The sequence below is a fragment of the Halomicrococcus pelagicus genome, assembly GCF_050954125.1.
The window spans coordinates 206,929-231,844 of sequence record NZ_JBPBWC010000006.1; the positions used below are offsets into that span (position 1 = coordinate 206,929).

A 24,916-nucleotide genomic window follows, 5' to 3' on the forward strand; every position below is an offset into this window, starting at 1 on the left:
ACGGAGCGTCGTCAGGCTATATGAACGTTCACGGAGAGGTACGATATCATGGCGGGAGAATTCAGCAGACGCACGTTCGTTAAAGCAGCCGGGGTCGCCGGACTCGCCGGACTGTCCGGTGACGTACTGGCACAACAACAGCGACTGACGTGGTTCGCCGGAGGGACCGGCGGGACGTACTTCCCGCTGTCGAACCAGTTCAAACAAGTCGTCGAGGAGAACACGAACTTCACCCTCCAGGTGCAGTCGACGGGCGCGAGCGTCGAGAACGTCGGCGGTCTCGCGCAGGGGCAGGCCGACTTCGCGCTCATCCAGAACGATGTCGCCTTCTTCGCGTACAACGGCACCGGCATCGAGGAGTTCCAGGGGAACGCCGTCAAGAGCCTTCGGGGCGTCGCAACGCTCTACCCCGAAACCATCCACATCGTCACGCTCCAGGGGAGCAACATCGAGACGCTCCAGGACCTCGAAGGGGCGACCATCAACACGGGCGACCTCGGGAGCGGTACGCAGGTCAACGCCCTCCAGATCCTCGAAGCGGTCGGCATCCAGCAGAACGATTTCACCGAGCAGAACACCGGCTTCTCGCAGGCCGCCGACCAGCTCCGAAACGGTGACATCGACGCCGCGTTCGTCGTCGGCGGCTGGCCCGTGGGCGCGATAGAGGAACTGGCGACGACGAACGACATCGCGTTCGTCGAGATAACCGACGAGACGCGCCAGAACCTCAAATCGCAGGCGCGGTGGTTCGCCGACGACACGATTCCGCCGAACACGTACAGCGGTCAGAGCGAACCGGTCCAGACCGTCGCGGTGCAGGCGATGATAGCGACGACCGAGGACGCCGAAGCCGACACAGTCCAGGCCGTCACCGAGGCCATCTTCAGCAACCTCGACCAGATATCCCTCAAACAGCAGTTCATCGGCCGCGACTCCGCGCTCGACGGGATGTCCATCCCGCTCCACCCCGGTGCGCGGGAAGTGTTCGGGCCGGCGACGACGTCCCCGGCCAACGAAACCGAGAACAACGAGACGGCTGGGGGCACGACTACCCCGGGATAGCGTGAAGCGCGCACTGGCAGTCCTGCTGGCTGGCTGCCTGTTGTTGGGAACGACGGGAGTCGGCAGTCCGATCGCGGTCGACGGCGTTCCGAGTGACGGGACGGCCGCGGCCGACCGCGCGACCGGAACCGAAAGGGGCGGAGCCACGACGACCACCGATTCCGGAACGGAGCGCGTGCTGGTCGTCGCGGACGCCGACACCGGCGAGTCGATTCTCGTCGTCCCCGTCTCGGAGGGGACCAAACTGACGCTCGCGTACACCCACAGCGTCGAGAAGACGCCCGTCCGCGACGTGTACACCGTCAACAATCGCCGACTGGAGATGACGGCGATGAAGTTCCAGTCGTTCGGTGCGGGGCTCCCGTCTCGTGCGGCGGTAACTCGCGAGGGCGACTGGTTCATCTTCGACCCCTCGGGTAGCTACCGCCGGCTCCCCGTCGTGCCCGGGTCGGTAGCTGGCCACGAACTCGTGGTCGGCGACGAGCGCTACGACCTCGTGGCCCTGTCCGGCGGCGAACCGGTCGAGCTATTCGTCGCGTGGCGGTGTGGTAGCCGATGAGCGCGGAGAGTCCGCCCGAGGACGACGTTCTCTCCGAGGAAGAGCAGGAGAAACTCGTCGAGGAACTGGAGCGGCGGCGGTCGCTCCGCGGAACGTTGGCGCTGATTACGTCCGCCATCGCCATCGCCTTCTCGGCGTTCCAGCTCTGGCTGGCGGCCCGCGGGTTCGTGTTCGCGCTCACGCTCCCGTTCGTCGGGACGATTCGGCTGGGGGCGCTCCAGTTGCTGCAGGTGAACGCCGTCCACGTCGTCTTCGCGCTCGTGCTGACCTTCCTCCTGTTCCCGCCGACGACGGGCGACGGTTTCCTCTCGCGGCGACTCGCCCGGGTCGTCCCAGCCCTCGAAGCACGTCTCGGCGGAGAGAGCCCCGTCACCCGTGCCGCGAGGTGGCTCCGACGGGGCGTCCGATGGGCGGTGATGGACCCCGGCCGCAGGCGGGTGACGCCGTTGGACGGCGTCCTGTTACTGTTCGCACTGCTCGCGGTCGAGTACATGCTCACCGAGTTCACCGAGATACGGCAGATGCGGGCGCTCGGCCTCGGCATCGGTCGGACGACGTCGGAGGTCTACCCGTTCCTTGGGCCGGTCGTAGACGCAGCGTCTGCGGTCGGGGTTCCGCTGGACCAGACGTCGTACGCGTTCGTGCTGGGCGCAGTCGGCGTCCTGCTGGTGCTGGAGGCGACCCGGCGCGCGCTCGGCCTCTACCTGATGTTCATCGTCGCGTCGTTCGTCGTGTACGCGCGCTGGGGCTACCTCATCCCCATCGACGCGCCCGTCGTCGGCGTCCTCTCTATCCCGCCGCTAAACTGGAGCGCCATCGTCCAGAACCTCTGGTACAACACCGAGAACGGCGTGTTCGGGATTCCGGTGACCGTGAGCGTCCGGTTCATCTACATCTTCATCCTGTTCGGCGCGTTCCTGGAGATGAGCGGCGCCGGCCAGTGGTTCATCGAGTTGGCGTACGCCGCGACCGGGAAGCGGAAAGGCGGGCCCGCGAAGGCGTCCATCCTGGCGTCTGGGTTCATGGGCACCATCAGCGGTTCGTCCATCGCCAACACGGTGACGACGGGAGCGTTCACGATTCCGCTGATGAAGCGGTCCGGGTACCGCCCGGAGTTCGCTGGCGCGGTGGAGTCGTCGGCGTCGTCCGGCGGGCAAATCCTGCCGCCCGTGATGGGCGCGGCGGCGTTCCTCATCGTCGAGTACACGCTGACGCCGTTCCGCGACGTCATCGTCGCGGCCGCCATCCCCGCCATCGTCTTCTTCTTCGGCGTCTGGGTGATGGTGCACCTCGAAGCGTCGAAGGAGAACATCGGCGGACTGGCGGACGTGGACGTCGTTTCGCTGAGCCCGCACCTCCTGCGCGGCTGGTTCTACCTCCTCCCGCTCGTCCTCCTGCTGTACTACCTCATCGTCGCGCGGCTGTCGGTCGCACGGTCGGCGTGGTTCACGCTCATCGCCATCTCGGCGCTGATCGCGCTCGTCGCAGCGTACAACCGGACGTCGCGGGTGCCACTGCTCGGAACCATCGCGGCCATCGCCCTGCTCGAGTTCGTCGCCTACCTGACGTCCGGCGTCGGCCTCGTCGCGTTCCTGACCGGCGGTGGCGGCGGGACGGGCCTGGCTCCCGCGGCGGCGGCGACGGCGACCGCTGGCAAGCTGGGGTGGCTGATACTCGCCGTGAGCATCGTCACGCTCGTCGTCAGACCGCACGCGGACGCGCCGCTGCTGGATTTCGACGGCCAGGTGGATTCGGCGCTGGCGACGGCGGCGGATAGCCTGCGGCGACCGTCCCTCGCGGACAACCGGGCGTTCCAGTACGGCGGGTTCGTGCTGAAATCGATGGACGGGGGTGCCCGGACCGCGACGACGGTCGTCATCGCAGTCGCGGCGGCGGGCATCATCCCCGGCGTCATCAGCGTTACCGGACTCGGACCGAACCTCACCGCGCTCATCCGGACCGTGAGCGGCGGGTCCATCGTCGTTCTCCTCGTGTTGACCGCTATCTCCTCGATAATCCTGGGGATGGGGATGCCGACGACCGTCACGTACATCATCCTCGTCTCGATGCTCGGCCCCGCGATCTCCGGCTTCGGCATTCCCATCCTGGCGGCCCACCTGTTCATCCTCTACTTCGGCGTCATCGCCGACATCACGCCGCCGGTCGCCGTCGCGGCGTACGCCGCGTCCGGCATCGCGCAGTCGGACCAGTTCCAGACGGGCGTCGAGGCGTTCTCGCTATCGCTCAACAAGGCCATCGTTCCGTTCGCCTTCGTGCTGACGCCCGGCATCCTCCTGCTGCGCGGCGTCGGCACGGGCGAGGAGGTCCGCGTCATCGGACTCGCCGACGTGGCCGACATCGGCTACTTCGTCCCGGAGGTGTTGATTCCCGTCGTCGGGGTGTTCATCGGGGTCGTCGCGCTCGGCGCGACCGTCATCGGCTACTTCTACGCCGACGTGAGCAGGGCCGACCGCGGCTGGTTCGCGCTCGCCGCACTCCTGCTGATGGCTCCGCTGTTGCTCTTCAACGTCTCCGTCTCACTGCTCACGTTTGCCGGCATCGAGGCCGGCGTCTCCCCGGCTACCTTCGACGTCCTGCTCCGGGGAGTCGGCGTCGTGCTGTTCGGCGCGCTGGTGCTGAAGAACCGTCGGAAGGCCGACCGGGCGGCAGAGGAGCGAGGGACGACCGAGGCGGCCTAGTCCTGGAAGACGACCGGCGCGTCCTCCACGATCTCGAACGCCGCGCGGTCGCCGCGGGAGACGGGGGTCTCCCGGCCCTGCATGACGATGCGGACGTCGGCGATGTCGGCGTCGTCGGACTCGACGACGTAGTTCGTCTGGTCGCCCTGGAAGTAGCGTTCGACGACGCGACCCTCGAACGTGCCGTCGTCGGCGAGCCTGAAGTCCTCCGGTCGGATGGAGACCGTGACGTCTCCCTCGACGGCGTCGTCGGTCACGAACGAGAAGCCGCCCTCGCCGCCGACGTCGACGACGGTGCGGCCGCCCTCCAAACGGGCCCGTCCGTCGAAGAGGTTGGTGTCGCCGATGAAGTCGGCGACGAACGCGCTCGCCGGTTCGCGGTATATCTCCTCCGGCGTCCCTATCTGCTCGATTTTGCCCTCGTTCATCACGGCGAGCCGGTCACTCAGCGTCATCGCCACCTCCTGGTCGTGGGTGACGTAGAAGAACGAGCCCTGGGTCTTCTCGTGAATCTTGCGGAGTTCGACCTGCATCTGCTTGCGCAGTTTCCGGTCGAGACTCGACAGCGGTTCGTCGAACAGTAGGACGCTCGGCTCGTTGACGAGGGCGCGGGCGAGCGCGACGCGCTGTTGCTGACCGCCCGAGAGTTCGTCGGGTTTGCGTTCTTCGTACCCGCCGAGGTCCACGAGTTCCAGGTACTCCGAAATCTTCTCCTGTCTGGTCGTCTCGTCGACGCCGGCCTTCTTCAGCCCGTAGCCGACGTTCTCGCCGACCGTCATGTGGGGGAACAGCGAGAGGTGCTGGAAGACGAGGTTCGTGTCGCGTTCGTTCGGCGGGACGCCGGTCTTGTCCCCACCGCCGAGCCACACCGACCCGCCGGTCGGCGTCTCGAACCCGCTTATCATCCGCAGGGTCGTCGTCTTGCCGCAACCCGACGGCCCGACGAGCGAGAAGAACTCCCCTCTTTCGATAGCGAAATCGATGCCGTCGACGGCCGTTACGTCTCCGAACTCCTTCGAAATGTCGTGCAGCTCGACGAGGGAGTCGGTACTCGTTGCCATGGGACACGGTCTATCGCCACGGACTATAATACCGTCGATGATATCGGTATTTCTTACAGCTCTTACGTTGTATTTCAAAACCAATAGTAGCTCGATTGCGAAGCTTTATCACTTAGTATTTGAGTCTATGTCTCATGGGTAGGTCTAACAATGGCCGCGACGACTCGGACAAAAACAACGCGTCTACGCCCCGGCGGACGTTCCTCAAGACGACGGGCGTGGCGGGGGCTGCCGGACTGGCTGCGGGCTGTCTGGGCGTCCCCGGTAGCGGGGGCGGAAGCGGTAACACGACGCTCAACATCCTCACCTGGGAGGAGTACGCCGACCTGAAGAAGGAGATCGAGAAGCGTCTCGACGTGACGGTGAAGTTCAAGAAGTCGACCTCCTCCTCGAAGATGTTCACGGGATGGAAGTCCGGTAAGGACAAACAGTTCGACATCGCCGTCCCGAACAACAACTACGTGCCGAAGATGATGCAGGCCGACCTGGTCGACCCCGTCCCGAAGGACATCGTCTCGAACCAGAAGGACATCTACGACACGTTCAAGCAGTTCAGCAAGAACCAGTTCACGAAGGACGGCAAGCAGTACGGCGTCCCGATTCGGTTCGGCTGGTACGGCTACTCCTACGACTCCCGGGAGATTCCCGAGAGCCACGACGAGAGCTACGAGGTGCTGTTCAGCGATAAGTACCAGGGAACCGACCTGAAGGGGAAGGTCGTGATGTACGACAACCACTTCAAGGCGATGAGCGCGACGGCGCTGTACCTCGGATACGGGGACGCGTTCGAGGGCGACAAGGTCTCCCTCTCCGAGAAGCAGATCGAGAAGGTGAAACAGACCCTCATCGACCAGAAGCCGAGCCTCCAGGGGTACATCTCGGCCGACCCGACGTACATCAAGCAGTTCCGGCAGGGGAACTTCGTCGTCGGCCAGTCCGGCCGGAACGAGATCGTCGAGATGTGGTCCAGCGGCGACAAGTGGCCCAAGATGGCCGCACCGAAGGAGGGATCGCTGGCCTGGTTCGAATCCGCCGTCGTCTCGAAGAAGTCCCAGAACAAGGAACTCGCCTGGAAAGTCATCAACGAGTTCATCGCGCCCAAACTCGGCGCGAACCTCGCCAAGGTGGGGTACTCGCCGAGCTGTAACCCCAAGACCCAGCAACACCTCTCCGACGAGCAGAACGACATGTACGGCTCGATAAAGCCCTCGAAACTCCAGGACTTCATCCCGTTCAAGGCGGTCGAGAACGAGTCCGCGTGGAAGAAGGCCTGGGAACAGGTCAAGACCGCCTGAGCCGACGATGTCAACGGACTCGTCCGCTTCCGTCCGCGAACGGTTCATCGCGGCGTTCACCTCGCGGGAGCGCAAGCTGGGACTGACGCTCGGTCCCGGCCTCGTCTGGCTGCTGCTGTTCCTGCTCGCGCCGCTGACGTTCATGGTCGTCGTCAGCTTCGTGAGCGTCAACGAAGCGTACGCCATCGTCTGGGAGCCGACGCTCGACAACTACACCGGCCTGTTCAGCGGCAGCGGACCGTTCTGGGAGACGCCGTTCTTCGACGCGCTGCTCCTGTCGTACGGCATCGCCGCCGTGACGACTATCCTCTGTCTCGTCCTCTCGTTCCCGCTCGCGTACTTCCTCGCGCGCCGGGACGACCGGGTGTTCAAGATAGTAATCTTCCTCGTCCTGCTGCCGTTCTTCACGATGTACCTCGTCCGGGCGTACTCGTGGCTCCTGATGTTCGGACCGAGCGGCGTCATCAACCGGACCCTGATAAAACTCGGGCTCGTGAGCGGGCCCGTGTCGCTGTTCAACTTCGGCGTGCCAGCCATCGTCGTCGGCCTCACGCACGCGTACTTCCCGTACATGCTGCTGTCGCTGTACGCGAGCATGGAGGGACTCGACTTCTCGATGTTTGAAGCCTCCCGCGACCTGGGTGCGAGTCGGTTCGAGGCGCTCCGGGACATCATCCTGCCGCTGGTGTTGCCGGGCATGATAAGCGGCGGTCTGTTCGTGTTCGTCCCGAGCCTCGGGGCGTTCATCACCCCGCGCTTCCTCGGCCAGGGGAAGGTGTTGATGATCGGACAGCTCATCGAGAGCCGAATCACGGAACTCTACGCCATCGACTACGGCAGCGCCGCGTCGATGTTCATCGTCGTCTCCATCGTGGTAGCGTTCGCGCTCGCGTTCCGCTACGTCAGCATCGAAGACCTGGGAGGTGCCTGAGATGGCGACGGAGACCAAGCCCGCGACCGAACGCGAGGACGAAACGTCGAGGTCCACGTTCCTCGACCACCAGCGCAAGGAGTGGCTCCTCGGACGCGGCCTGTACGCGGTCGTCGTCCTGCTGCTGGTGTTCCTCTGGATTCCGCTGCTGGCGATGGTGTTCCTGTCGTTCGCGGTCAACTCCAGCACCTTCTTCCCGTTCAAGGGATTCACGCTGGCTCACTACACGGCGACGTTCGCCGACTTCGGACTGATGGTGGCGCTGTGGAACAGCATCCAGGTCGCCACGGCGTCGGCGAGCATCGCCACGCTGCTGGGCGTGCTCGCGAGCTTCGCACTCGTCCGGTACGACTTCCCGCTGAAGGAGGTGTACCGCACGTTCGGCATCCTGCCGATGGTGATTCCGGGCGTCGTGATGGGCATCGCGCTGCTCATCTACTTCCAAACCATCATCGGGATACCGACGGGCTACCTCACGCTCGTCCTGACCCACAGCGCGTACGGATTCCCGTTCGTGCTGCTGATGGTGACCGCCCGACTCTACACGTTCGACCCCTCGCTGGAGGAGGCGGCCCGTGACCTGGGTGCGGACCCGCTCACGACGTTCCGGGACGTGACGCTCCCGATAGTCGCGCCGGCCATCGGCGCGGGCTTCCTCTTCGCGTGGATTCGGTCGTTCGAGGACTTCATCCGCGCGCACTTCGTGAGCGGCACGTTCGAAGTGCTGACGGTCTCGATGTTCTCCATGATAAAGTACGGGACGGCACCCAAGATGAACGCCATCTCGTCGTTCATCGTGTTCGTCATCGCCGTCGTCCTCGCGGTGGCGATGAACCTGGGCAACGTCACCGGCTACGTCGCCGGAACGCAGGGCGAGGAGTAGCCCGTTTCGGCGCTCTCTTTCGACTCCCCCTCGTCCCGCCCCCAACCAAAGGTCTAAGGACGCTGGTTCCCTACCTGTAGCTACATGAGTACAGAAACCCAGGGCGAGGACGACGAACTGAAGGAGCGAGTCAGCAACTTCCTGCGCCGCAACTTCCCCCAGATTCAGATGCACGGCGGGAGTGCGGCCATCCAGGACCTCGACCGCGAGACCGGCGAGGTCACCATCATGCTCGGCGGCGCGTGCAGCGGTTGCGGCATCTCCCCGATGACCATCCAGGCCATCAAGAGCCGGATGGTCAAGGAGATCCCCGAGATAGAGAAGGTCAACGCGGACACCGGCATGGACGGCGGTGGCGGTCACGGCGGTGGCATGAGCCCGTCGTTCCCCGGCGAGACGACCGACGACGGCGGCGACGACGAGGGCCCCGAAGCCCCGTTCTGAGCGTCGACCGACGGTCGTCGTTTTCGCCGCCGCTTCCAGTTTCATTTCTGATTCCTCTCTTCGATAGCATTTCCGCCCGTGGCCAGGGCACATCACGATATTTATCCCACCGGGCGATGTAGGGAGCGACAGTATGACCCACGACGACGCCACGGCGCGTAACGTCGTATTCGTGGTCATGGACACGGTGCGCAAGAGTCACCTGTCCGTCTACGGATACGACCGCCCGACGACGCCGGGGCTCGAACGGTTTGCCGAGGAAGCAACCGTCTTCGAGCAGGCAGTTGCACCCGCCCCCTGGACGCTGCCGGTCCACGCCTCCCTGTTCACGGGGATGTACCCCAGCGAACACGGCGCGAGCCAGGAGAACCCGTATCTCGAAGGTGCGACGACGCTCGCCGAATCGCTCTCCGCGGCCGGTTTCGACACGGCCTGCTACTCTTCGAACGCCTGGATTACGCCATACACCCATCTGACGGACGGCTTCGACGACCAGGACAACTTTTTCGAAGTGATGCCGGGCGAGTTCCTCTCCGGCCCGATGGCGAAGGCCTGGAAGATGATGAACGACAACGAGCGCCTCCGCGCCGTCGCCGACAAACTCGTCAGCCTCGGCAACGTCGCCCACGAGTACTTCGCCAGCGGCGAGGGCGCCGACTCGAAGACGCCGCAGGTCATCGACCGGACCATGGAGTTCATCGACGACTCCGACGGGCCCTACTTCTCGTTCATCAACCTGATGGACGCCCACCTGCCGTACCACCCGCCCGAGGAGTACAAGGAGGAGTTCGCGCCGGGCGTCGACTCGACGGCGGTGTGCCAGAACTCCAAGGAGTACAACTGCGGCGCACGCGACATCGACGACGAGGAGTGGGACGCCATCGAGGGGCTGTACGACGCCGAAATTCGGCACATCGACGCCGAACTCCAGCGCCTGTTCTCGTGGCTCAAGGAGAACGACGAGTGGGACGACACCATGGTCGTCGTCTGCGCCGACCACGGCGAACTGTTCGGCGCACACGACCTCTACGGCCACGAGTTCTGCATCTACGACCCGCTCGTCAACGTCCCGCTGATGGTCAAACACCCCGAGATGGACGACGGAACGTCCGACGAGCAGGTCGAACTCGTCGACCTCTACCACACCGTCCTCGACCACGCCGGCGTCGAGGCGGCCGGGTCGACCGTGCCGCTGGACCGTCGGCGCTCGCTGCTCGACGCCGACTACCGCGAGTTCGCCGAGGGCGAGGTCCCCGGCGACGGCGACTACGCGTTCGTCGAGTACTACCGACCCGTGGTCGAACTGAAACAGCTCGAAGAGAAGGCCAAGGCGGCCAACATCGACCTCGACCGGAACTCGCGGTTCTACTCCCGGATGCGGGCCGCGCGCCGCCCCGACGCGAAGTACATCCGCAACGAGCGCATCGAGGACGAGTTCTACCACCTCGACGACGACCCCGACGAGCGCCGCGACGCCCGCGGCGAGGGGAGCGACGAGGAAGAGGCCGTCGAGGGCGTCCTCTCGGCGTTCGAGGAGAGCGTCGGTGGCGAGTGGAAGGACGTCGACGACGAGGACGTGCTCGACGACATGAGCGACAGCGCGAAGGACAGACTGCAGGACCTCGGATACATCGACTAACGTGACCGACGAGACGGAGTCCGACGGCGGGCAGGCGCTGTCAAGAGAGGAGCCGGGATCGAACGGGGGCGAAGCACTCTCGGCCGGCCTCGGCGAGCGATTCGGCAAGGGGAAGCTCCTGCTCGGCTTTCTCGTCGCCGGCGTGCTCATCTACCTGCTCGTCGCGGTCGCGGGATGGGAGCGCGTCCTCGACGCCCTCCAGGGGGCCGACTACCGGTGGGTCTGGATCGCCTGCGCTTCGACCATCGTCGGCCTCGCGCTCTGGGGGAAAGCCTGGCAGGTCGTGCTCGCGGTTCTCGACATCGAAGTCAAGTTGCGCCGCATCGTCGTCACCTACTTCGCGGCGACGTTCGCAAACTACGTGACGCCGCTCGGACAGGCCGGCGGCGAGCCGTTCATCGCCTACGTGCTCTCGCGGGACACGGAGGCCAGCTACGAGGACAGCCTCGCCAGCGTCGTCACCGCCGACCTGCTGAACCTGCTGCCGTTCTTCAACTTCGCTGCCGTGGGGCTGGCGTACCTCCTGCTGAACGCGTCGATGCCGGAGAACGCGGAGACGCTCGCGCAGGGGCTCGTGGTCCTCGCGTTCGGCGTCCCCGCCATCGCGTACGTCGGCTGGCGACACCGCGACGGCGTCGAGGCGTTCGTGCTCCGGGTCGTCGGTCCGATCGCCGACCGGACCGACCGCATCACCGTCGAGGGCGTCCGCGGGCGCATCGACCGGTTCTACCAGGCCCTCGAACGCATCGCCGACGAACCCCGCGAACTGCTGTACGCGCTCGTGTTCTCCTACACAGGCTGGATATTCTTCGCGCTCCCGCTGTACTTCTCGGGGGTCGCGCTCGACCTCCCCCTCACCCTGACGCTCGTCCTCTTCATCGTCCCGGCGAGTACGCTCGCAGGCATGACGCCGCTACCGGGCGGCCTCGCCGGGGTCGAGGCGGCGCTCGCCGTCCTCATCGTCGGGCTCGCGCCCATCTCCTGGAGTTCCGCAGTCGCGGCCGCCATCATCTACCGGTTCGCCAGTTACTGGATAGTCCTCCTCGTCGGCGGGCTGGCCACCCTGTACGTCATCGCACGCTCCTGACCGCGTCCCCGTACTCTCCTTCGTCTCTCCCGCTCACTCCTCGCGGACGTTCTCGCGTTCCCAGGTCCGTATCAACCTCGCCAGCGTGCGGTTCACGGGGACCGCGACCTCGTGCCCGCTCGCTCGCTCGACGACGTACCCGTTGATGGCGTCGACCTCGGTACGACGGCCGACGTCCACGTCCTGGCGCATCGAGGACGCGTTGGCCGCCGTGGCGTCCGCGACCGTTTCGACCGCCGCGACCGCCTCGTCGTCCGAGAGGTCGATACCCTCGGCGCGGGCCACGCGGGCCGTCTCCCGGGCTGCGTCCGCGGCCACCTCGCGCGCCGTCCCCGACCGGAGCGCGCCGTTGTCCGCGCGAGCCAGCGCCGTCGTCGCGTTGATACCCGCGTTGACCGCGAGTTTCTCCCAGAGCCGACGGGGGGCGTCCTCGGCGACCGTCGTCTCCACCGCCGCGGCGCGGAAGGCGTCGCCCACGCACTCGGCGACCGGCGAGCGGCCGCCCTCGCGCGCGCCCACGACGACCTCGCCGACGCCCGTACACTCCACGGTTCCGGGGGCGGAGCGCACCGCGCCGTAGGTCGCCGTCCCCGCGAGCACCGGGCAGTCGAGACGTCGGGCCAGCGTCTCCTCGTTGCCCATTCCGTTCTGGAGCGACAGCGCGGCGTCGAACTCGCCCGTCGCGAGATCCCGTGCCGCCGCCTCGGTGTCGAACGCCTTCACCGTCACGACCGCGAGGTCGGCGCACAGCCCGGTCCCGTCGGTGGTCGCATCGGGTGCAACGTCGAAGTCGAACGCTCCGCCGACGCGGAGTCCCGCCTCCCGGACCGCCGCGACGTGCGGGTCCCGCCCGACGAGCGTCACCGCGTGCTCGCGTGTGAGCAACCCGCCGACGAGCGTCCCCAGACTTCCCGCGCCGAACACGACGACGTCCATACTCGGCGCGAGGGGCCGGGGGTAGAAAAACTCAGTCCTCGGTCCAGTAGTAGATGTCTTCCTTCGGCGTGCCGCAGTTCGGACACTCGTCCGGCATGCCTTCGTCGATCTCGCCCATCTCGCCGCACTCGCTACAGCGCCACATCAGTTCCGCCTCGCCGAACTCGTGGCCGGAACGGGCGTGTTCGACCGACATCGCCTCGTACCCGTCGCGCATCGTGACGTAGAACCCGCTGCTGTCGAAGCCCCGGACCTCGCCGAGCACGTTTCGGTTGCTGTCGTAGACCACGTCTCCGAGACCTATCTCGTCCACGTCAACGTCCTCGTCTGGTTTCTCTCCGGACTCGTCTACCATATCTTCCCCTTCGTGATTCACATTGATAAAGCCGACCGCCGAACCGCGGTCGCTCACTCCGTCGCCTTCGGAACCTCGACGGACGGTGCGTCGAACGACTCGGCGGCGTCCGGCAGCGCTTCCGGCAGGTAGACGACGTTCTCCGTCCCGACCCGGACGCGGACCACCTCGTCGCGCTCCTCCAGTCGGCCAAGTACCCGACTGGTCGTCGAGCGCGACCAGCCGCTCGCCGAGAGGACCGCCTGCTGGCGCACCCGACCGTCGCGTTCGCGGAGGAGCTTCAGCACGAACTGTTCGGGCGTGTAGCCGGTTTCCAGCACGAAGTCGGCCATCGACTTGCACTCGCACGCCCTCGCCCCCGCCGCGTCTCCGCGCGACCTCGTCCCTCCGTCGGACGCTTCCGCCCCTCCCATCGTCTCCCGGTCCGCCGTCGATTCGCTCTCGGTCGGTTCCCGCCGGTCCGCCGCGTCCGAGTCGGACGGCGTGCCGTCGCACGCCCACCGTCTCGCCAGACGCCGGACCCGGGCGAAGGTCCGTCGTATCTCGAGCGCGATTCCGTTCGCGTCGCTTCCGACGGGGGCCGCAGATCGCTTCATCAACGGCCGAATACTCTCTCTAAACTCACAAGTTTCGTTTCACGACGACCCCACTCATAAAGGCCCGGCAGTAGCAACCCCGCCGCATTGAACGCTCCGGGAGCCAACCCCGGACGTGTTCGACCCATTCACCGTCGGCAAGAAGGCGAGCAAGTTCGGCTATCGGAAGTTCGGAATCCCGGGCGCGGTCGTAATCGGCGCCGGCGCGGTCGCCGGCTACTTCGTCGCCCGGAAGAAGGTGAAGTCGGCGCTGAAGGGCAAGGCGTCCGACGCTGACGCCGAGGGCGCCGTCGACGAAGAGCCGGAACAGACCAGCGACTGAAGAACGCGCGTTCGAACTGCGGGTGTCGACTCGTCGGACTCGACCGACGGCCGACCGACGTCGGACCGCCCCGCAGGTCGGCGACTCTTCTTTCCGTACCGCGAGCGGTCGGCCGCCGCTTCGAGGCCGCTTCCGTTCCGAGGCCGTTCCCGTTCGCACACGGTACGCGGTGCTCACCGAATTCGACGCCGCAAAATGGGATCGCCCGGATTCGAACCAGGGTTATCGGCACCCAAGGCCGAAAGGATACCAAGCTACCCCACGATCCCGTATGGTTCGATAGCGCGGATGTCGTGTAAAACGTTTCGTTTGTGCGGGGAGCGCGATTGGCCGAACTGACGGGCGTCGCCGACCGGTCTACGGCGTCAACGGCCAGAACAGCCAGATTCCGGCGGTCGTGGCGATGGCGAACACCAACTGCAGCGGCCCCCCGACGCGCAGGTAGTCGGTGAACCGGTAGCCGCCGGGACCGTAGACGAAGAGGTTCGTCTGGTAGCCGACGGGAGTCATGAACGCCGTACTCGCCGCGAAGGTCACGGAGAGCACGAACGCGAACGGGTTCGCGCCGATCTGGAGCGCGGCCTCCACGGCGACCGGAATCATGAGGACGACGCTGGCGTTGTTGCTGATGACGTTCGTCAACAGCGCCGTCACGACGTAGAACAGGCCGAGCACCGCGACGGTCGGCAGGACATCGGCGCTCATCACCACGAGGTCGGCGAGCAGCGCCGCGCCGCCCGTCTGGTTGAGCGCGACGCCGAGGGGGATGACGCCCGCGAGCAGGAAGATGACGTCCCACTGGACGGCGTCGTAGAGTTCGGTCGGCTTGAGGACGCCGGTGGCGACCATCGCCAGCGCGCCCGCGAGCGCGGACACGAGGATGGGAAGTACGTCGAGTGCGGCGACGGCGACGACGGCGGCGACGATGCCGAGCGCGAGCGGTATCTTCGACTCGCGGAAGTCGGGACGCTCGACCTCCTGTGCGACGATGAAGTCCGGGTTGACGCCGAGGCGGTTGATGGTGTCCGTCGTCGCCTGGACGAGCAACGTGTCGCCGACCCGGAGTTCGGTGGCGTCCAGTCGCTCGCGGAGCACCTCCGGGCCGCGCCGGAGCGCGAGCACCGTGGCGTCGTAGCGCTCGCGGAAGCTGGCGGTCGCCAGCGTCTCGCCGACGAGGTCCGACCCGGGACTGATGACCACCTCGACGAGGTTCTCGCCCTCGCTCGCGGCCTCCAGTTCCGCCTCGTCGACCTGGACGTTCGGCACCAGGTCCAGTCCCTCGGTGTCCACCAGTTCGACCAGCGTGTCGCGGTCGGTCCGGAGCGCGAACACGTCGTCGGCCCGGACGGTCTTGCGGGCGAGCGGTTCGAGGAACACCTCCTCGCCCCGGACGAGCTGGATGACGTCCACGTCGAGCGGCGTCTCGGCCAGCACCTCACCCAGAGTCCGGCCGACGAGGGGGGAGTCCTCTCGCACGACCACCTCGGTCAGGTAGTCGGCCATCTGGAACTCCTCGGTCAGGTCCTCGCGCGGTCGGATGCGCTCCGGGACGAGCCACCGCCCGACCGTCAGCAGGTACGCCGTGCCGACCACGGAGACGAGGAGGCCGAGATGCGTGAACTCGAACATCGAGAACTCGTGGAGCCGGGTCGCTCCCTCCTGGGCCGCGGCGAGTTCGCCCGCGAGCTGGCTGGCCAGGATGTTCGTCGACGTGCCGATGAGCGTCAGCATACCGCCGAACATCGAGGCGTACGAGAGCGGCAGCAGGAGTTTCGACGGCGACGTGTTGCCCTCGTGGGCGATGTCGGTCACCATCGGCAGGAGGATGGCGACCGCCGCGGTGTTGTTGATGAACCCCGAGATGGGTCCGACGACGCCGATGGTCGCGCCGAGCTGCTTCGTCTCGCTGTCGCCCGTGACCTGGGATATCTTCCGGCCGAGTATCTGGACGACCCCGGTGCGCTGGACGCCGTGACTCAGGATGAACATCGCCAGCACGGTGATGGTCGCGGTGCTGGCGAACCCCGAGATGCCAAGCTCCGGCGTGATGCCGGTCCACGGTTCGAGGACCATCAGCGCGACCATCACGCCGATGGCGGTGACGTCGATGGGAACGGGTTCGGTGGCGAACAGGACGAGCGCCGCCACGATGATGCCGAAAACTATCAGCATCCCCGCCGTCGGTGCTGGCACGGTACAGGATGGTGACGAGCGCAACAAAAAGCAACCGAACCTGGCCCGCTGCAGTCACGACCTCGCGAAGGACAGCGAAAGCGCGGAGTTCGGGTCGCTATCGGGTGTCGACTCTGACCGTACTGCCCGTGACCTCGGTGATGCGTTCCTGGCCGATTCGGTACTCGTCCTGGTTCTCGTGGCCCTCTCCGAACACCGACTTGATGCGGTCGGTGATGCTGTCGTGCGGCTCGACGAGGATGTCGTCCCCTTCGACGGCGTCGACCGTGCCGATGCGCTCGCCGTCCGAGTCGACGACGCGCTTGCCTTCGTCGTCGGGCGTCAGTTCGACGCGCTCCGTCGCGTCGCGGCTCCCCTCGTCCATGGCCGTCGAGGTCGTCGTTCCGCCGGCGGTCGTGCCCTCGTCGGTCCTCCCTCGACCTATCTCGGGCGTCGTGTCGACGATGCCGGTCATGTGCTCGTGGTCCGTCTCCGACGGGGTTTCGAGCGACTCCACGTCGAGGGTCTCCTCCTCGACGAGTTCGCTCTCGGTCACTTCGCTCGTGACCACGTCGGTGTCGATGACCTCGGCGTCGCGGAGGTCGGCGGTGACGAGTTTCGTCTCGGTCACCTCGCTCTCGATTATCTTCCGCTGGACGGCCGTCCTCTCGGTCGGTTCGCCCTCGATTCGTTCGCGGGTGACCGTCTCGGTCTCCATGGTCTCCCTGTCGGTGACCTCCTCCTCGACGTCGTCGCTGTCGACGAGTCGCTCGTCACCGCTCGTCGTGTGGGCCTCGGTGGTGTCGCTCTCGACGGTCTCTTCGGCCGTCGTGTCGGTGTCGACCACCTCGCTCTGGATGTACTCGCGCTCGAAGGCCTCGCTCCTGATGCGGTACGTCTCCAGGACCTCGCTCTCGACGAACGCGCCGGTGGCCGTTTCACTCCCGACGATGTCGGTGTCCATCGCGCCGACGCCGGCGTCGGTGTCCGTTTCTGCCCCGACGGCGTCGGTGACCGTCTCGTCCTCGACGAGGCGGCAGTCGACGAGTTCCCGCCCCACGAGTTCGGTGTCGAGGACGTTGCTACCGATTATCTCGCTGTCGACGACCTCGCTCTCGACGGTCTCTTTCTCGACGACCTCGGTCTCGACGACGCGCGTTCGAACGACCTCCGTCTCCACGGTCTCCCCCTGGACGATCTCGTCGTCGATCGAGGTTCGGTCGATGACCTCGGCGAACTCCACCTCGTCGCCGACGCTGTCGAACTCCTGGTACATGAACGCCAGTTGCTCGTCCTCGAACCGGTCGAAGAACTCGTCCCACGACACCTCATCGTGTCCGGACCGGTCGGTTTCCGCGTCGTGGACGAGCCGGACGCTCGGTTCCTCCGTGCCGGCGGTCGTCCGCCGTACCGGTTCGAGGTTCCGTTCGTCGGCCCAGTTTCGAATCGTTTCGCGGTCTGTAGTTATCTTGCTCTCGACGGCATCTTCGTTCATAATCCCCCACCGAATCGGAACCCACCAGCGCTATAGTTAGTTATACCGGCCACCGCGTCTGGCCGGCGTGCCGTGCTTTACTCCTCTTCGCCGTGGCGCTCTAAGTCCGCGACGATGTCGAACGGGTGGTGGTCCTTGCGGATGCCGTCGAGCATCTTGAACGCCTCGTCGGGCGCGAGGAAGTGCGTCGTCACCACGCGACCGAGGTCGGTCGGTTCGAAGCCGTCGATGAACTCGTACTCCAGCAGTTTGCCGAGCGCGTGCTTGGTCGGCACGTCGCCGATCATCCGGTCGTTCAGGCGCTTGGACTGCTTCCCGGCGACGGTGACGTTCGCCAGCGTCTCCTCGACGGCGGCGCTCTCGTCGTAGAGGGTGCGCACGTCCTCCATCTCGCCTTTCAGCAGCTTGAACGCCACCTCGTCTTCGCTCATCTCCATGCTGTTGTGGTAGCTCCCGTCCGGTTCGACGAGGACGTACACCTTCCCGCGGTCGTGGTAGTCCGGGCGACCCGCCCGCCCGAGCATCTGGTGGAACTCCTGGACGGTGAGCCACTCGATGCCCATCGCCAGCGAGTCGAAGATGACCTGCGACGCCGGGAAGTCGACGCCGGCCGCCAGCGCCGCCGTCGTGACGACCGCGGCGAGTTCCTGGTCGGCGAACATGCGCTCGACCTTCTTCCGGCGGCCGTAGTCTAGACCGGCGTGGTACGGTGCGGAGCTGTACTCCAGCTTCCGGGATATCTCGTGGCAGCGTCGACGGGAGTTGGTGAAGATGATGGTCTGGCCGCGATACCCCTGCGAGGACTCGCGGTCGAACTCCCGGCGGACGAGCTTGTTCTCCACGTCGGGTTTCTCCTTCCCGTCTGCGAACGTGACGTGGCGTTCGAGGGGAACGGGTCGCTCCTCGAACTCGACGAGGTTCGCCCGGAGCGACTCCGCGAGGTCCGATGGGTTGCCGACGGTCGCCGAGAGGTACACCCACTGCGCACCGTCGTACTCCTGTCGGCGCTGCTCGCGCTGCTCGCAGTAGTGCTTGAGCCGCGAGATGAGGCCGTCGAGGCGGTGGCCGCGCTCGCCCTCCTGGAGGGTGTGGACCTCGTCGATGACGACGGTCCCGATGTCGCCGAGGTTCCGCCCCGTCCGGAGCGCGTGGTCGATGCCCTCGTAGGTGCCGACGATGACGTCCGCGTTCGGGTCGAACGCGTGTCCGTCGTCCCGGACACGGCTCGCGCCGACCCGGATGGTCACGTCGACGAGGTCGCCGTACTCCTCCTCGAAGTCCTCGTGTTTCTGGTTCGCCAGCGCGACCAGCGGGACGAGAAAGAGCATCTTCCCCTTGCCGTTCAGCACGCGGTCGATGCCGGTCATCTCGCCGACCAGGGTCTTCCCCGTCGCCGTCGCGCTGACGACGAGCTGGTCCTCGCCGTCCAGCAGGCCGTTCTGGACCGCGAGGCTCTGGACCGGCAACAGCTCCTCGAACCGCGGTTCGAGGAGGTTCTGGATGCCGGGATGCAGCGAGAGCGACTCGACGGGGACGGTGTCCACGTCCTCGACGTTCGCGCTGATCTCGTCGAACTTCGTCAGGTCCGGGTCGAGCTGTCCCTTCAACAGGTTCGTGATGCGTTCGAGGTCCTGGACCTCGACCAGGAGCTCTTCGAGGCGCTCTTTCGCCGAACTCGTCAGGTCGCCCTGGAACGCGAGTTCGCGCTCCAGCTCCTCTTTCGCGCAGTCGGGGCAGATGTACTCCTCGCCGGCGTCGATCGCCGTGTCGCTGTTGATGGGCGAGTAGCGTCCGGCGTTGGCACAGAAGCGACACGTCCGCACCGCCTTCGCGTCGAGCTGGTAGCCCGACAGCAGCGCCTTCAGTTCGTCGCGCGCCCCGCTCGACGTCTGCTGGGAGATGCGGATGCGGCCGGCTCCCCGCGCCAGTTCGACGAACTCGTCCGGGCTGCGCGGCTCCTCGCTGGAGCCCTGCTTGACCCGGAACCGTCCGGGGCGCGGCCCCGCGTCCGTCTCCTTCAGTTCGAGGACGGCCTGGAAGCGTCGCTCGCCGCCCTGCCGGACCACCACCTGGTAGCCCCGGTCCACCTCGTGAAGGAACAGCGTATCCACCTGCTGGGCCTGCTTCGACACGAATATCGGTACACGGTCGAGCTATTTCAGCGATTCGAATCGTTGGATTCGAGGTGCGTATCGTCACCGCGACGGTTCGGGGCGGAGCGACGCCAGCGGAGACGTACGAACGTGGACGGGTCCGGCGAACGACCACCGCCGGGACCACTATCAGGTTTTGCGAAACTTCTTACCTAATCGAGTGCCAAGGGTCACTGAATGGCCCGCGCGGAGAACACAGAACTCGTCGACCGGTTTGAGCAGTTCTACCGGCGCTACTACAGCGACGAGATCGGGGACCTCGCACAACAGTACCCCAACGAGCAGCGGTCACTGTACGTCGACTGGGACGACCTCTATCGCTACGACGCCGACCTGGCGGACGACTACCTCGCACAGCCACAGCAACACCAAGAGTACGCCGAGGAGGCGTTACGGCTCTACGACCTCCCGGTGGACGTGAGTCTCGGGCAGGCCCACGTCCGGATGCGCGGCCTGCCGGAAGTGACGGCCATCCGCGCCATCCGCGCCCGGCACGTCAACACGCTGGTCAGCGTGCAGGGTATCGTCCGTAAGGCGACGAGCGTCCGTCCGAAGATACAGGAGGCGGCGTTCGAGTGTCAGCGGTGCGGCACCCTGACCTACATCCCGCAGGAGGGCGGCGACTTCCAGGAGCCACACGAGTGCCAGGGATGCGAACGACAGGGTCCGTTCCGCATCAATTTCGACCAGTCCGAGTTCATCGACTCGCAGAAGCTCCGCATCCAGGAGAGTCCCGAGGGACTCCGGGGCGGCGAGACGCCTGAGAGCATCGACGTCCACATCGAGGACGACATCACCGGCGAGGTGACGCCCGGCGACCACGTCACCGTGACGGGCATCCTCCACCTCGAACAGCAGGGCAGCGGCCAGGACAAGTCCGCCGTCTTCGACGTGTACATGGACGGCGTGTCGGTCGAGATAGAGGACGAGGAGTTCGAGGACATGGAGATCACCGACGAGGACAAGCAGAAGATAGCGGAACTCTCCAACACCGACGGCATCTACGAGGAGATGGTCGACTCCATCGCGCCGTCCATCTACGGCTACCGTCAGGAGAAGCTGGCGATGATTCTCCAGCTCTTCTCCGGAGTGACCAAGCATCTCCCCGACGGCTCCCGGATTCGCGGCGACCTGCACATGCTCCTCATCGGTGACCCCGGGACGGGGAAGTCCGCGATGCTCCAGTACATCCGCAACATCGCGCCGCGCTCCGTCTACACCTCCGGCAAGGGGTCGAGTTCGGCGGGGCTGACCGCGGCCGCCGTCCGCGACGACTTCGGCGACGGTCAGCAGTGGACGCTCGAAGCGGGCGCGCTCGTGCTCGCCGACAAGGGCATCGCTGCCGTGGACGAACTCGACAAGATGCGGCCGGAGGACCGGTCGGCCATGCACGAGGCCCTCGAACAGCAGTCCATCAGCGTGAGCAAGGCCGGCATCAACGCGACGCTGAAATCGCGCTGTTCGCTGCTCGGGGCGGCGAACCCGAAGTACGGCCGGTTCGACCAGTACGAGTCCATCGGAGAACAGATAGACCTCGAACCGGCGCTCATCTCGCGGTTCGACCTCATCTTCACGGTCACCGACCAGCCGGACGAACAGGAGGACCGCCAACTCGCCGAGCACATCCTCCAGACGAACTTCGCGGGCGAGTTGAACACCCAGCGAACGGAGATGAACGCGCCGAACGTCTCTCAGGAGGCGGTCGACGAGCAGACCGACGAGGTCGCGCCGGCCATCGAGGCCGACCTGCTCCGGAAGTACATCGCCTACGCGAAGGCGAACGTCTTCCCGACGATGACCGACGAGGCGAAACAGGCCATCGAGGACTTCTACGTCGACCTGCGCTCGAAGGGGGCCGACGAGGACGCGCCGGTGCCGGTGACCGCCCGGAAGCTGGAGGCGCTCGTCCGCCTCGCGGAAGCGAGCGCCCGCGTACGCCTCTCGGACACCGTCGAGCGCGAGGACGCCGACCGCGTCATCGAGATCGTCCGCTCGTGCCTGCAGGACATCGGCGTCGACCCGGAGACCGGACAGTTCGACGCCGACGTGGTCGAGACGGGGACCTCCAAGAGCCAGCGCGACCGCATCAAGAACATCAAACAGGTCATCGCGGACATCGAGGAGGAGTACGACGAAGGTGCGCCGGTCGACGTGGTGCTCGACCGCGCGGACGAGGTCGGCATGGACCCCTCGAAGGCCGAACACGAAATCGAGAAGCTCAAGCAGAAAGGCGAGGTGTACGAGCCCTCGACCGACCACCTGAGGACGACGTAGGATGGACTGCATCTCCGCGCTCCGGAACATCGAGGACGCGCTCGCGGACTTCGAGGCCGGCGAGTCGGACCTGCGGGAGACGGAAGAGCGAGTTCTGACGGTGTTGCGAACGTACGCGACCGAGTTCGAGGACCCGGACCTCTCGGCGTATCGAGCGACGGGAGCCGACCCCGCGGACGGCGTCGTCGTCGTGGCGGAGAGCGAAGCCGACGCCCGCGCTCGCGTCGCCGACCTGCTGGACGCCGAGCAACTGGAGTTCGACCTCGAAACGATGTGAGTGTTGACAGTTCCATCGACATGGAAAAATAAATAAGCTTGCTCTCGGAAAGAGAAGACACGAAACTGCGCGTGCGAACGCATCAACGCCCGAAACCACACCCCGGCTTCGACCGGGTTATAGGGTCCATAATAATGGCGGTAGCCCGATGAATTCCACACGATGGCACGGGACGGACCACGCGGCGAGCGGACACGCAGTTCCCGGGAGCATCCACGAATGACCGAACTCACCGAGCTGGACGGGGAATCGTCTATCCTGCTGCTCTCGCCGTCCATGCACTCCGAGACCGACGACGTCTGCCTCGACCTGCTCTCGCAGGAGTCGCCGGAACGAGAGAACGTCCTCTGGGTCACGTTCACCCGGTCGCCGGACGGCTGCGTCCAGGACTGGCTCGGTCACGTCGGCGAACGTCCGGCGAACCTGCGATTCGTCAGCGTCGGCGAGACGGTCCGGTCGGCCGCCAGTTCGTCGCCAGTCCAGGAGACGCCGGCGGACGCCGTCATCGAGACGCTGTCGAACCCGGGCGACCTGACGGGACTCGGAATCAAGATAAGCGAGGTGCTCCAGCAGTGGCAGAACGACGGCAACCGGACCGTGGCCTGCTTCCACTCGTTGACCGCGCTGCTCCAGTACGCCGACGTGCAGACGGTGTACAAGTTCCTCCACGTGCTGACGGGTCGGTTCGCCACGGCGGGCGTCACCGCCCACTTCCACCTCGACCCGGCGGCGCACGACGACCAGACGATAAACACGCTCAAGTCGCTGTTCGACGCCGTCGCCGAGTTCGACGACGGCGAGTGGTCCGTTCGCACGCGCTAGTTAATTTTAAATCTATCAGGTAAGAAGGAACTCGTGTGCTGCTGGTGATAACGCACTCCCAGCCGGCCCGCCAGACGCTCCGGAACGTCTGCAACGCCCACGAGGAGTCCGGCGTCCGGCGTCTCGGCCGCGCGGCGCTGCTGAAGCCGACGGAGTTCGGCGCGTTCCTCGCGCTCAGACTCCGTGCGAAACACGAGGGAGCGGTCCAGCTAGAGCGGACCGCGCCACTCAACGAGTTTCGCGACGTGCCGGACGCGGTCAGGGAGGCGGCGTCGTCGTACGAGGACCGCGACCACGCGAGCACGCCATACGCCCAGTTCGCGGCCGGAACGGGGCACCCGTCCCCCGAGTCGATGCGCGGCGAGGAGCTATGAACGTCCTCGTCGCGGGCGAGCGTCGCTCGGGGCGGGCCGTCGACCTCTCGGCGCACGACCTCGACCCGACCGACGTCGCCGCGGCGGTCCGTGCCGCAACCGGTAACCCGGCGGACGGGAGCGGTCCCGGACGAGACGACCTGGTGGTGCGCTGTCCCGACCCGGGACCGGTCCACGACCGGGTCGGCGTCGTCGGTCCGGACGCGACCTGCCGGGTGCGCCCCGCGCTGGCGGCCGCGGCGCACTCTCGCGGCTGACCGCGCCGCAGGCCGACGAGATAGCGCGCCTGGAGCGGCGCATCGCCGACCTCGACGTGCCCGCGGTGTCGCTCCGGGACGCCCGCCGTCGCGTCGCGGAGGCGGCCGGTTCGGAGACGGAACTGCGCGAGCGTGTCGCCGCGTTGCGCGGCCGGGTGCAGGCGCTGCGCGAGGCGGACGCCGACCCGACCGATGCGGAGGAGCGCCTCCTCGAAGCGACGTGTCGTCTCTCGGAGGCCGAGACGGAGCGCATCGCCGCCGAACAGGCGCTCGACCGCGCCCGCGAGCGGGCCGAGTCCGCCCGCAACGACCGGGAGAGACGACTCCGCCTCCGGGACCGGAAAGCGAACCTCGAACGTGAGGCGCGCGCCCACCTCGCCCGGCAGGTCCGCGACGAGTTCGCCGACGCGGTCGCGGCGGTGCGGGACGACGGTTCGGCCGGGGCGGAACGGGACGTCGACGTGGCCGAGCGGGGCTCGAACGAGGCCGTCGCCGGAGCGACTCCGGAGGACGGCACGGCGGCCGCGATTCGGGACGGCGGCCCGTCCCTCCGTTCGCCGCCGGACGACGTGACGGCGGCGCTCGCGGTCGTCCGCGTCGCCGACCTCGCCGCGCCGGTCGTGCTGGCCTGCGACCGCTTTCCGTCGGCGGCCGCGGCGGCCGACCGCCTCGACGCGCCCGTCCTCTACGTTTAAGAGTGAAGACGGGACCACGCCCGACCATGGTGACGCTTCGCTGGTCGACCGACGCGCGGACAGGCGTGCACGGAACGGTGACGCTCGTCGAACTGGTCGTCGAGAACCCGGCCGAGACCGCGACCCGGATTCGGGTCGGCAACCGCCTCGACGGACCGGTCTGGCCGCCGCGGCGCGAGGGCGTCCCCGAATCCGGCTGGGACGACGGCGGCTTCGAGAGCGTCGTCGCGGCCGACAGCAGTCGCTCGCTGGGGTACGCCAGCCCCGCCGCCCCGGAGGACCCGCCCGTCGAGGTCGTCTGGACCGAACGCGCCGGGACGCCGACCGACGATTCCGGGTCCGGTCCGGCCGGCGGTGCCGGCCTCGACGCCGCGGCCGTCGCCGTCGACGCGGAGGCGACCGTGGCGGGTGCGATTCGCTCGCTCGGCGACCCCCGACCGCCCGCGGACGCGGTCGCGCCCTTGCCCGACGGCGAGCGGTCGGCCGACGACGAGCGGTCGGACGCGGAGGCGACCTCCCGGTCCCGGT

The 24,916-nt window shown here is 66.6% G+C and carries 21 protein-coding genes, 1 tRNA gene and 2 pseudogenes; 16 read left to right on the plus strand and 8 right to left on the minus strand.

All coding sequences use genetic code 11. From position 1 onward, the window contains the following. Positions 1-48: 48 nt before the first annotated feature. The 3 genes from ACRYA2_RS13685 to ACRYA2_RS13695 are packed head-to-tail and all read left to right on the plus strand — an operon-like array spanning position 49 to position 4,320. Positions 49-1,062 carry a TAXI family TRAP transporter solute-binding subunit gene (locus ACRYA2_RS13685; protein WP_433629018.1) on the plus strand — a complete coding sequence of 338 codons (1,014 nt, stop codon included), beginning with the start codon at positions 49-51 and terminating at the stop codon, positions 1,060-1,062. 1 nt (position 1,063) lies between these two features. Next, complete coding sequence (locus ACRYA2_RS13690; RefSeq protein WP_433629021.1) at positions 1,064-1,621, plus strand: DUF1850 domain-containing protein; 558 nt, start codon at positions 1,064-1,066, stop codon at positions 1,619-1,621. Further along, positions 1,618-4,320 (plus strand): TRAP transporter permease, encoded by a 2,703-nt coding sequence (locus ACRYA2_RS13695; RefSeq protein WP_433629024.1) that lies wholly within the window; start codon positions 1,618-1,620, stop codon positions 4,318-4,320. Before ACRYA2_RS13690 ends, ACRYA2_RS13695 begins: the two co-directional genes overlap by 4 nt. Here ACRYA2_RS13695 and ACRYA2_RS13700 read toward each other — a convergent pair. Next, complete coding sequence (locus tag ACRYA2_RS13700; RefSeq protein WP_433629027.1) at positions 4,317-5,381, minus strand: ABC transporter ATP-binding protein; 1,065 nt, start codon at positions 5,379-5,381, stop codon at positions 4,317-4,319. The two genes, ACRYA2_RS13695 and ACRYA2_RS13700, sit on opposite strands and share 4 nt — an antisense overlap. A 134-nt stretch (positions 5,382-5,515) precedes the next feature. On the opposite strand from ACRYA2_RS13700, the gene ACRYA2_RS13705 reads away from it, so the two are divergent. The 6 genes from ACRYA2_RS13705 (at position 5,516) to ACRYA2_RS13730 (ending at position 11,660) form a co-directional block, all read left to right on the plus strand. After that, positions 5,516-6,676, plus strand: a complete 1,161-nt coding sequence (locus ACRYA2_RS13705; protein WP_433629030.1) for an ABC transporter substrate-binding protein — start codon at positions 5,516-5,518, stop codon at positions 6,674-6,676. Between the two features lie 7 nt (positions 6,677-6,683). Then, a complete protein-coding gene (locus tag ACRYA2_RS13710; RefSeq protein ID WP_433629033.1) occupies positions 6,684-7,607 on the plus strand; it encodes an ABC transporter permease in 924 nt (307 codons plus the stop codon). A gap of 1 nt (position 7,608) precedes the next feature. Beyond that, positions 7,609-8,490 carry an ABC transporter permease gene (locus ACRYA2_RS13715; RefSeq protein ID WP_433629035.1) on the plus strand — a complete coding sequence of 294 codons (882 nt, stop codon included), beginning with the start codon at positions 7,609-7,611 and terminating at the stop codon, positions 8,488-8,490. An 84-nt stretch (positions 8,491-8,574) separates the two neighbouring features. Next, positions 8,575-8,934 carry a NifU family protein gene (locus tag ACRYA2_RS13720; RefSeq protein ID WP_113274609.1) on the plus strand — a complete coding sequence of 120 codons (360 nt, stop codon included), beginning with the start codon at positions 8,575-8,577 and terminating at the stop codon, positions 8,932-8,934. A gap of 133 nt (positions 8,935-9,067) precedes the next feature. Further along, positions 9,068-10,573, plus strand: a complete 1,506-nt coding sequence (locus tag ACRYA2_RS13725) for a sulfatase (protein WP_433629039.1) — start codon at positions 9,068-9,070, stop codon at positions 10,571-10,573. Positions 10,574-10,610: 37 nt separating this feature from the next. Continuing rightward, entirely contained in the window at positions 10,611-11,660 is a 1,050-nt protein-coding gene (locus ACRYA2_RS13730) for a lysylphosphatidylglycerol synthase transmembrane domain-containing protein (protein WP_433629177.1), read from the plus strand. A 33-nt stretch (positions 11,661-11,693) separates the two neighbouring features. Here ACRYA2_RS13730 and ACRYA2_RS13735 read toward each other — a convergent pair whose 3' ends face one another. Genes ACRYA2_RS13735 through ACRYA2_RS13745 form a run of 3 tightly spaced genes read right to left on the minus strand, consistent with a single transcriptional unit; the run spans position 11,694 to position 13,547 of the window. Further along, complete coding sequence (locus tag ACRYA2_RS13735; RefSeq protein WP_433629042.1) at positions 11,694-12,596, minus strand: ketopantoate reductase family protein; 903 nt, start codon at positions 12,594-12,596, stop codon at positions 11,694-11,696. Positions 12,597-12,627: 31 nt separating this feature from the next. Beyond that, positions 12,628-12,951, minus strand: coding sequence for a DUF7130 family rubredoxin-like protein (locus tag ACRYA2_RS13740; RefSeq protein ID WP_433629045.1), 324 nt, complete (start codon positions 12,949-12,951; stop codon positions 12,628-12,630). Between the two features lie 53 nt (positions 12,952-13,004). Continuing rightward, on the minus strand, positions 13,005-13,547 hold the full coding sequence (locus ACRYA2_RS13745) for a helix-turn-helix transcriptional regulator (RefSeq protein ID WP_433629048.1): 543 nt from the start codon (positions 13,545-13,547) through the stop codon (positions 13,005-13,007). A 115-nt stretch (positions 13,548-13,662) separates the two neighbouring features. On the opposite strand from ACRYA2_RS13745, the gene ACRYA2_RS13750 reads away from it, so the two are divergent. Next, positions 13,663-13,869: a hypothetical protein gene (locus tag ACRYA2_RS13750; RefSeq protein WP_433629051.1), complete on the plus strand. Its 207-nt coding sequence runs from the start codon at positions 13,663-13,665 to the stop codon at positions 13,867-13,869. A gap of 196 nt (positions 13,870-14,065) precedes the next feature. On the opposite strand, the gene ACRYA2_RS13755 is transcribed toward ACRYA2_RS13750, so the two are convergent. The 4 genes from ACRYA2_RS13755 to ACRYA2_RS13770 form a co-directional block, all read right to left on the minus strand. Then, positions 14,066-14,138 (minus strand) — tRNA-Pro (locus ACRYA2_RS13755). 88 nt (positions 14,139-14,226) lie between these two features. Next, positions 14,227-16,041: an SLC13 family permease gene (locus ACRYA2_RS13760; protein ID WP_433629179.1), complete on the minus strand. Its 1,815-nt coding sequence runs from the start codon at positions 16,039-16,041 to the stop codon at positions 14,227-14,229. 118 nt (positions 16,042-16,159) lie between these two features. Next, the gene (locus tag ACRYA2_RS13765) at positions 16,160-17,536 is read right to left on the minus strand and encodes a hypothetical protein (RefSeq protein WP_433629054.1); all 1,377 of its coding nucleotides are present in this window, start codon (positions 17,534-17,536) and stop codon (positions 16,160-16,162) included. Positions 17,537-17,613: 77 nt separating this feature from the next. Next, positions 17,614-19,668, minus strand: coding sequence for a DEAD/DEAH box helicase (locus ACRYA2_RS13770; RefSeq protein WP_433629057.1), 2,055 nt, complete (start codon positions 19,666-19,668; stop codon positions 17,614-17,616). Positions 19,669-19,866: 198 nt separating this feature from the next. Here ACRYA2_RS13770 and ACRYA2_RS13775 point away from each other — a divergent pair, with 198 nt between their 5' ends. From ACRYA2_RS13775 to ACRYA2_RS26635, 6 genes and pseudogenes are all read left to right on the plus strand, one after another. Further along, positions 19,867-21,963 carry a minichromosome maintenance protein MCM gene (locus ACRYA2_RS13775; protein ID WP_433629060.1) on the plus strand — a complete coding sequence of 699 codons (2,097 nt, stop codon included), beginning with the start codon at positions 19,867-19,869 and terminating at the stop codon, positions 21,961-21,963. Between the two features lies 1 nt (position 21,964). After that, positions 21,965-22,240, plus strand: a complete 276-nt coding sequence (locus tag ACRYA2_RS13780) for a DUF7854 family protein (RefSeq protein WP_433629063.1) — start codon at positions 21,965-21,967, stop codon at positions 22,238-22,240. A gap of 219 nt (positions 22,241-22,459) precedes the next feature. Further along, positions 22,460-23,062: a DUF7504 family protein gene (locus ACRYA2_RS13785; protein ID WP_433629065.1), complete on the plus strand. Its 603-nt coding sequence runs from the start codon at positions 22,460-22,462 to the stop codon at positions 23,060-23,062. 35 nt (positions 23,063-23,097) lie between these two features. Then, on the plus strand, positions 23,098-23,436 hold the full coding sequence (locus ACRYA2_RS13790; protein WP_433629067.1) for a DUF7855 family protein: 339 nt from the start codon (positions 23,098-23,100) through the stop codon (positions 23,434-23,436). After that, positions 23,433-24,388, plus strand: a pseudogene (locus tag ACRYA2_RS13800) (DUF7856 family protein). The gene ACRYA2_RS13790 and the pseudogene ACRYA2_RS13800 overlap by 4 nt, the downstream one beginning before the upstream one ends. A 26-nt stretch (positions 24,389-24,414) precedes the next feature. After that, positions 24,415-24,831: pseudogene (locus tag ACRYA2_RS26635) on the plus strand (DUF7857 domain-containing protein); the annotation flags it as partial. Between the last annotated feature and the right edge of the window lie 85 nt (positions 24,832-24,916).